Source organism: Thermosulfuriphilus sp. (genome assembly GCF_054026695.1).
In genome coordinates this window covers 19,900-27,025 of sequence record NZ_JBPMLP010000010.1, presented here as the reverse complement: position 1 = coordinate 27,025, position 7,126 = coordinate 19,900, and the positions used below count along the sequence as shown (strand labels likewise).

The window sequence follows — 7,126 nt, the reverse complement described above, 5'->3', positions numbered from 1 at the left end:
GCCTAACTAAAAGGAATGGAAACCATTAAGAGAATTAGAAGGATAAAAAAGGGGCCGCATGTTTATAGCCTAACTAAAAGGAATGGAAATTTCTTTCAGGTCATCGTCCTGCACCACCAGGAAGGGGCGGGTGGTGATATTAGCTTTGTGGTCGCGATCGGTCTTGGCACCGAATCGGTGGATCGCGGCGTAGATAATGGATAATGTTCGTTCCATAACCACGTGGTCCTTCCCCGCGTGGGGATTGATGTAGTTCTTGAGCTTTCCCTCGCTGGTGAACATTTGTCCTGGTCAGTAGCCCTGGCGCTTTCCCCGACGAATGGTGCTTGGCGCAAGCTCATGTCATCTTTTTGAGCCACCTCGCTAGGATTCGGACTCGGAATAGTAGCCCTTGCAGTTGAGGTTTTCTTGCACGGAGGAGACCAAATCTTCTCTAATTTTCATTACTGGGGGCATGTCTTCTACGCGCCAGGAAAGCTTGCGAAGGGCTTTTTTACATCTTTGTCGTCAACTTTCATCTTGAGTCCATACAAAGCTCCTTATTTTGAGAGTGGGTCTATGGGAAAATCTCCCGGCAACATGCTGAGCGTGTCCCGGCTCCAAAAAGTTTCGTCGGCGGGGCGTGGGGGGCCGCCGTATAGACCCCAGGGGACTCCCCTCTTCACTTTTAAAGCTCGTCTTTGAGGACTTTGCCTTTCTTCTTGAACCTCGTTTGCAACCTAAACTAAAAGGGAGTGGATAAAAGAATGGACTAGAAAACTTACCACCAGGGATAATTTCTAGTTTGAAAATCTAGGAGAAATCCTCCTAGGCGTTCCCTCAGCCGTCTGATGAGGGCCTCCTCCAAGAGATAAAGAGTCTCTAACTCTTGATGTAGTTCCTGGGTGACAAAGATCATCCCGCTTTCGGGGATCTTGTGATAGTGTCGCCGACAGAAATAATCCCGACACAGGTATGGTTTGGCTAGGAGACGGCATCCTTGATAGCCGACAAAGAAGCAACCATCTTCTACCTCTCGTTTCTCAGGGATAGGATGGCCAAGGAGATGATTAAGAAGGAGAATGATCACAGTAGTTTCATTTTCCAAACCTACCTTACAGCACCCCCGCCCCTCATCTACCGAACAGACTTTACACTCGGCAAAGGTCCCCACCTGACTCATGGCCTGGTTAGAACGCTCAATCCCCTCCCGGTAGCGCTCAAGGAGGCGGACAATCTCCTCTTCGGCCAAAAAATCCTGGCCGAAGCGATTAAACAAATCTTTGGCCCGAGCCATTTTGTCAAGAATAACCGCTGTGGCTTGGGCCTTTTTTTCTTCAGAGCTGAGGCTCATAGCTTAAAGGTTGCTTTCAGCTTGAAAGTCCTGGTAGCTGGGAAATGCCAAGCTTCTATTCTGGCTTTCTGGCGAATTTCTGTCAGTATTTTTTCTACCTCTTCCCAATCTTTGCAGATTAAAGTGAACCAAAGATTGAACCGATGGCGCCGGCTGTAGCAATGAGTAACCTCATTATAAGATGAGACCAAGTGGGCCACTTCTTCAAGGCGGGCTGGTGGTACGATTGCTCCACAGAGTGTGGTTACAAAGCCAAGCCGTCGAGAATTAAAATTGGCTCCTAAACGACGCAGGTGGCCCTTTTCTTTAAGACGGGCTAAGCGTTTTCTTACCTCTTCTTCAGGGAGTCCTGTCATCCGGCCAACTTCTGCAAATGGGCGAGAAACCAGGGGGATCCCCTCCTGCAGGATATCCAGTATGGCCCGATCTTTTTTATCCATTAGAATTTAATAGGTAATGTCCAGGATTTCGTAAGTCTTAATTCCTGAAGGGGTCTTGACCTCGACCTCATCACCTATGGAGCGTCCAATAAGGGCCCGGCCTAGAGGAGAGGTGACTGAGATCTTACCCGCAGCCACATCAGATTCATAGGGTCCAACCAGCTTATACTCTACCTCTTCTTCCGTATCTACATTGAAAAGTTTTACAGTGACACCAAAAATTACCCTGTCCGGGGGGGGCCCTTGGGGATCTATAACTTCGGCCCTGGCCAAACGGTCTTGAAGCTCCTGGATACGGCCTTCCAAGTGGGCTTGCCGTTCTTTGGCAGCGTGATATTCGGCATTTTCGGAGAGATCTCCATGGGCCCTGGCCTCCTCAATGGCCTTGATTACCTTGGGACGTTCAACATTTTGAAGACGACGCAATTCGTCCTTAAGGGCGTCAAATCCTTCTTTAGTGAAAGGGATCCGCTCCATCATGGAAGACACCTCCGCCCAAATCTGAATGAAGTTTTGTATTCTATTGCCAGAGATTTCATTAATCAAGGGGTAAAGGATATTGCCTTAAAGCAAGATTGGCGATAATTTCCTCACAAACTGTCATCTATCTCTCCATTTTTCTCATCACTTAGGGTAGGGGACAAAGGTCTAAAAGGGCTACCAAACCACACCACCCGATAAAGTAATCTTGACCGGCCCTGAGGGCAAGGAAATGAGCGACCAGGAAAGAATAAAACACCTCTTTAAAGATTTATCTCCAGAAGAGAAGACCATTGTTTTTGACCTCCAAGAAAATGGCCCTGATTGTGCCAAATTCATCTCTCGGCGTCTTCGGTTAGATCTATCTCGGACTATGGTGCTTTTAAAAGGGCTTGAAGAAGCCGGTATTCTAGAGAGGGTAAAGGGGACCTTTCTTAAGAAAAAAGGATTTTATCGTCCCAAGCACATGAATCATACTTATTATAAGCTTACTAGACCCACCAAGTTATATCTTCGTTCCCTTTTAAAGGTAAGCCCTCTTTAGGCCTGAAATCCTTATCTGCAGGTTTGTTTCCTGACCGGTTTAGAGGTAATAAAGACTAAACCGTCGAGAGGAGGTAGATATGCCCAAAGGGCCGGTACTTCAGATTGGGGAACTCATGTCCGAAGGAACTTATCACTGCTATCAGGGGGAGCTTGTTCATACTGAAGGTGGGCTTCAGCAGGTCTTTATCCTCGACAACCCCTTCTGGGGGCGAATGCTGATCATAAACGGAGTGGTCCAACTGACCACCCGAGATGAATTCATCTATCATGAAGCCATGGCTCACACTACTGTTCAATTGTTTCCTGAGGGAAGACCCTTGAGGGTTCTTATCTGTGGAGGAGGTGATTACGGAGTCTCTAGGGAGCTTCTTAAATATGACGATGTTTCCAGGGTGGTCATTGTGGACATCGATCCTATCATCCCTCAGGTCGTAGAAAAATATATTCCCCAGCTCCTTCCTGAAGACCGAAGCCGGGTGGAGTTGATCACCGCCGATGCCTTTGAGGTAGCTAAAAACTTTGTTCAAAATGGAGAGAGCTTTGACATCGTCATTGTGGACTCCACAGATCCAGATATCACTACTGAAGATGTTGAACTCTCTAACCCTTTATTTTCTTTAGAATTCCATCGTTTGATAGCCGATATTGCCCCTCAAGGGGTGGTTATCCAACAGGCGGCCACTCCTTTTAGCCTTGGTCCGGTTCTTACCAGAACGTATCGAGCCTTTTGTGAGGCCTATGGTCGGGAGAGTGTTTTCGTCTTTCGGGCTGATGTCCCGGCTTATGGCAGCGAGACGGCCTTTGTAATGCGGAGCCCTATCCCTAAGCCTCAGGAGCCCGTACGTGGCCACATTCCGCCAACTCGCTACTATACCCACGAGGTCCATCGGGCCTCTTTTGCCCTTCCCCTTTACTGGCAAGAGCTTCTCATCTAGGTGAACTCTACAGGTGGTCTCCTTCAAAAAGCTTATTCTTTATGAAGATAATCACCTGTTGGTGGTCAACAAACCAGCAGGTCTCCTGACCCAGGGAGACATCACCGGTGAAGACTCTCTTTTTCTCCAGGCCAAGGTCTATCTCAAAGAGGCCTACCAAAAGCCAGGAAACGTCTATCTTGGTTTGGTCCACCGCCTGGATCGAATAACCTCTGGTGTGCTTGTCTTGGCCAAGACGTCTAAGGCTGCCCGCCGCTTAAGCGAACAATTTAGACAAGCCCAGGTAAAAAAACTCTATCTAGCCGTGGTCTTAGGTAAGATATCGGGAGAGGGGGAGATCTGGGGCCATCTTCTTTTTGACAGGCGTCTGGGGCGGGTTAGAGTCTTTGGGACCCCCTATTCCCGGGCCAAAGAGGCCCATCTTTTTTATCGTTGTCTTAAAGAAAGACAGGGGCGGAGCCTTCTTGAAATCAGGCCTTCTACCGGCCGAAAACATCAGATAAGGGCCCTTTTAGCCTCTAGAGGATGGCCCATAGTAGGAGATAGACGCTATGGCTCAAGGTACTCCAAGGAAAGGCCTCTCCTTCACGCCTGGAAGATCACCTTCAAACATCCGACCAAGGACGAACTTCTTAGGCTTAAGGCCCCTGTGCCGCCCTACTGGCCTGAAGGTCTAAGGCCCAGGGGGTAAAAATTTCCGTTTTCGAAGGATTTGGCCGATTTTATTTATAAGCTTTTAGTTCAAATTGACATTAGGTAAGAAATCATATATTTGGAAACTAATATAAGAAAGATTCTACCTATAAGGTATAAGAAAATTGATGTCCGAAAAGAGCATTTTCATTTATCGTCAGCCTAAAGAGTCTCAAGAGGAGATTGAAAATCCGAAGATTTTGGCCCAAAGGCTTATTCAAGCGGTCAACCCCCTAATTGAAACCCACGCCGTTGAGTTGACCGATGAGGATCAGCTGCGCCTCACCTTAGGCATTATTTTGGGATTGGCCTACTTTGTTGAGCGCTGGCAACGCCTGATTGGCTTTGGTAAAAGGAGCCATAGTTCCTGGCAGGCTGCCTTTCTCAGAGGCCTTTCAGAGGAGGTGGCCTATCTATGGAAGGGGTCCAAAGAGATCCGAGAATACATTAGTACCTATATAGAGAGTAATTTTAAGCTTCTGTCTCGGGAACTAGACGCCTATCCTCTCCCCCTTGAAGGGCGTACTCAGGCCCTGCTTCACCTGGCCAAGCTTCTTTTTGAAGAAGATCCTGACCGACAGGAGGCCTTTGTCGTTCAGGCTCAACAGATTCTCAAGGTTTTCTTTAATCCTCCCTGATCTTTGAAAGATCGGCCACCAGGAGAAAAAGTTTGGCAATAGCCTTGAGCAAGGCCAAACGGTTCTTTCTGATATCTTCTTCTTTGACCATGACAAAAACTTGGTCAAAAAATTGATCAATAGGTTCCTTGAGTTTAAGGAGCTCGGCTAGAGCTTCTTCATATCTCCTCTCAAGGACCAATGGAGCCACTTTTTCATAGGCTATGGTCCAGGCTTGGTAGAGTTCCTGCTCGGCCGGCTCAAGGAGGAGGCTAACTCTTGGCGCTGGAAGTTCTCCCTGCTTTTTAACCATGTTCATGACCCGCTTGAACCCTACCGAGAGGGCAGCAAACTCAGGTCGCCGATAAAAGGCCTCTAAAGCCACCAGACGATCGTGGGCATCCTGGAGGTCATCGTAGGAAACAGCCAGGATGGCCTCTACTAGATCAGCCCGAAAGCCCCGTGAAGTCAGCTCGCCCTGGAACCTTCGTCCGATAAAATCTATTACTTCATTGAGGACCTCTTTCTCCTGGCGGTTAATCTTTTCAGCCAGGAGAAGAAGGGCCTTTTCTACAAGCTCCTTGAGTGAGAAGTGGAGGCGAAGCTTGAGGGTGGTGTTGATAATCCCCAGAGCCTGTCTTCTAAGACCATAGGGATCCGCTGTCCCTGAAGGATGTTCTCCCAGGCCAAAGAAGGCGCACAAGGTATCGATCTTGTCGGCGATTGAAATTATGGCCCCGGGCATGGTCTCGGGCAGATCTCCTCCGGCCCTGAGAGGCAGATAGTGTTCGTAGATGGCCTGGGCCACCTCTGGGGGCTCTCCTTCAGCCAAGGCGTACTCTCGCCCCATGATCCCCTGAAGAGAGGGAAATTCCTGGACCATCTCCGTCATGAGATCGGCCTTAGAGAGTCTGGCTGCTCGTCTGATGATGGCCATCTTTTCCGGGGCCAGCCTTTCGGCAAGATGGATTGAAAGGGCCTCTATCCGGATGACCTTGTCGTAGAGGCTTCCCAAAGCTTCATGGAAAGAGACCCCCTTTAGCTCTTCAAGCCGCCTCTCCAGGGGGATCTTTTTGTCTTCTTCAAAAAAGAAGCGAGCATCTTCTAGCCTAGCCTTAAGGACTCGTTCATGACCCTTAATAAGGGCGGAGGGATTCTGGGGGCGATTATTGTTAACGGCAATAAAGCGGGCCATAAGCTTTCCCTGGGCGTTGATTACAGCGAAGTAGCGCTGATGTTCGGCCATAGCAGTAATAAGGACTGGCCGGGGCAGGTCAAGAAAAGACTCATCAAATCTGCCGCAGATGGCGTAAGGATATTCCACCAAGTGGGCATTTTCTTCAAGAAGCTCTCGATCTTCTAAAATGTTGCCGCCCACGTCTTGGGCCCGATCCTTAATTTCATCAAGGGTAATGGCCAAACGTTCGGCCGGGTCAACGATAACGTAGGCCTCTCTGAGTTTGCGGACATAGTCTACAAAAGATTCGATCTCTATGGGTCCAGGGGCCATAAAGCGGTGGCCGTAGGTTATATTTGAGGCCTTAAGGCCAGCAATCTCAATTGGGATTGTTTTTCGACCAAAGAGGGCCAGGATCCAACGGATGGGCCGGGCAAAGCGCAGATAGACAGTTCCCCAGCGCATGGATTTGGGGAAGGGAATCTCCCGAATGAGCCTTGGCAGGAGTTCAATGAGGATTTGTTCAGTTTTTCTCCCTGGGAGACGCCGCTCCAGAAAGAGATACTCCCCTCGTGGGGTCTCTTTGATCTTCAGTTCCTCTACAGAGACTCCATGGGAACGGGCAAAACCTTGGGCGGCTTTGGTGGGGCGGCCAGAGTCATCGAAGGCAATCTTTTTGGGGGGGCCGAGAATGCTTTCAAAACGATCCGGTTGTTCTTCAGCCAGTTCAGAGACGTAGAGACATAGGCGCCTAGGGGTCCCTAGGGTAGTAATACCGGAACAATCCAGACCAGATTCTTCAAGGAAAGACCGGGCCAGTTTTTTGATCTCTCTTAAGGCCAGGGGAAGAAACCTAGCCGGGATTTCCTCGCAACCTATCTCAAACAGCAGATCCCTGGGCATAT

Annotated in this window: 9 protein-coding genes; 4 read left to right on the top strand and 5 right to left on the bottom strand. The window is 49.0% G+C overall.

Features of this window, described 5'->3' with window-relative positions; all coding sequences use genetic code 11:
• Positions 1–69 precede the first annotated feature (69 nt).
• The 4 genes from ACXJJX_RS01835 to greA form a co-directional block, all read right to left on the bottom strand.
• Entirely contained in the window at positions 70–282 is a 213-nt protein-coding gene (locus tag ACXJJX_RS01835; protein ID WP_456431318.1) for a phage virion morphogenesis family protein, read from the bottom strand.
• Positions 283–760: 478 nt separating this feature from the next.
• Entirely contained in the window at positions 761–1,333 is a 573-nt protein-coding gene (locus tag ACXJJX_RS01830) for a hypothetical protein (RefSeq protein ID WP_456431317.1), read from the bottom strand.
• Positions 1,330–1,773, bottom strand: coding sequence for an Lrp/AsnC family transcriptional regulator (locus ACXJJX_RS01825; RefSeq protein WP_456431316.1), 444 nt, complete (start codon positions 1,771–1,773; stop codon positions 1,330–1,332). Before ACXJJX_RS01825 ends, ACXJJX_RS01830 begins: the two co-directional genes overlap by 4 nt.
• 6 nt (positions 1,774–1,779) lie before the next feature.
• The gene (greA, locus tag ACXJJX_RS01820) at positions 1,780–2,253 is read right to left on the bottom strand and encodes a transcription elongation factor GreA (RefSeq protein WP_456431315.1); all 474 of its coding nucleotides are present in this window, start codon (positions 2,251–2,253) and stop codon (positions 1,780–1,782) included.
• 232 nt (positions 2,254–2,485) lie between these two features.
• On the opposite strand from greA, the gene ACXJJX_RS01815 reads away from it, so the two are divergent.
• The 4 genes from ACXJJX_RS01815 (at position 2,486) to ACXJJX_RS01800 (ending at position 5,065) form a co-directional block, all read left to right on the top strand.
• On the top strand, positions 2,486–2,797 hold the full coding sequence (locus tag ACXJJX_RS01815; RefSeq protein ID WP_456431314.1) for a DUF2250 domain-containing protein: 312 nt from the start codon (positions 2,486–2,488) through the stop codon (positions 2,795–2,797).
• Positions 2,798–2,876: 79 nt separating this feature from the next.
• Positions 2,877–3,734 carry a spermine/spermidine synthase domain-containing protein gene (locus ACXJJX_RS01810; protein WP_456431313.1) on the top strand — a complete coding sequence of 286 codons (858 nt, stop codon included), beginning with the start codon at positions 2,877–2,879 and terminating at the stop codon, positions 3,732–3,734.
• Between the two features lie 13 nt (positions 3,735–3,747).
• Positions 3,748–4,425 carry an RluA family pseudouridine synthase gene (locus ACXJJX_RS01805; protein ID WP_456431312.1) on the top strand — a complete coding sequence of 226 codons (678 nt, stop codon included), beginning with the start codon at positions 3,748–3,750 and terminating at the stop codon, positions 4,423–4,425.
• A 130-nt stretch (positions 4,426–4,555) separates the two neighbouring features.
• The gene (locus ACXJJX_RS01800) at positions 4,556–5,065 is read left to right on the top strand and encodes a hypothetical protein (RefSeq protein ID WP_456431311.1); all 510 of its coding nucleotides are present in this window, start codon (positions 4,556–4,558) and stop codon (positions 5,063–5,065) included.
• On the opposite strand, the gene glyS is transcribed toward ACXJJX_RS01800, so the two are convergent.
• Entirely contained in the window at positions 5,052–7,124 is a 2,073-nt protein-coding gene (gene glyS, locus ACXJJX_RS01795; protein WP_456431310.1) for a glycine--tRNA ligase subunit beta, read from the bottom strand. The two genes, ACXJJX_RS01800 and glyS, sit on opposite strands and share 14 nt — an antisense overlap.
• Positions 7,125–7,126: the final 2 nt, after the last annotated feature.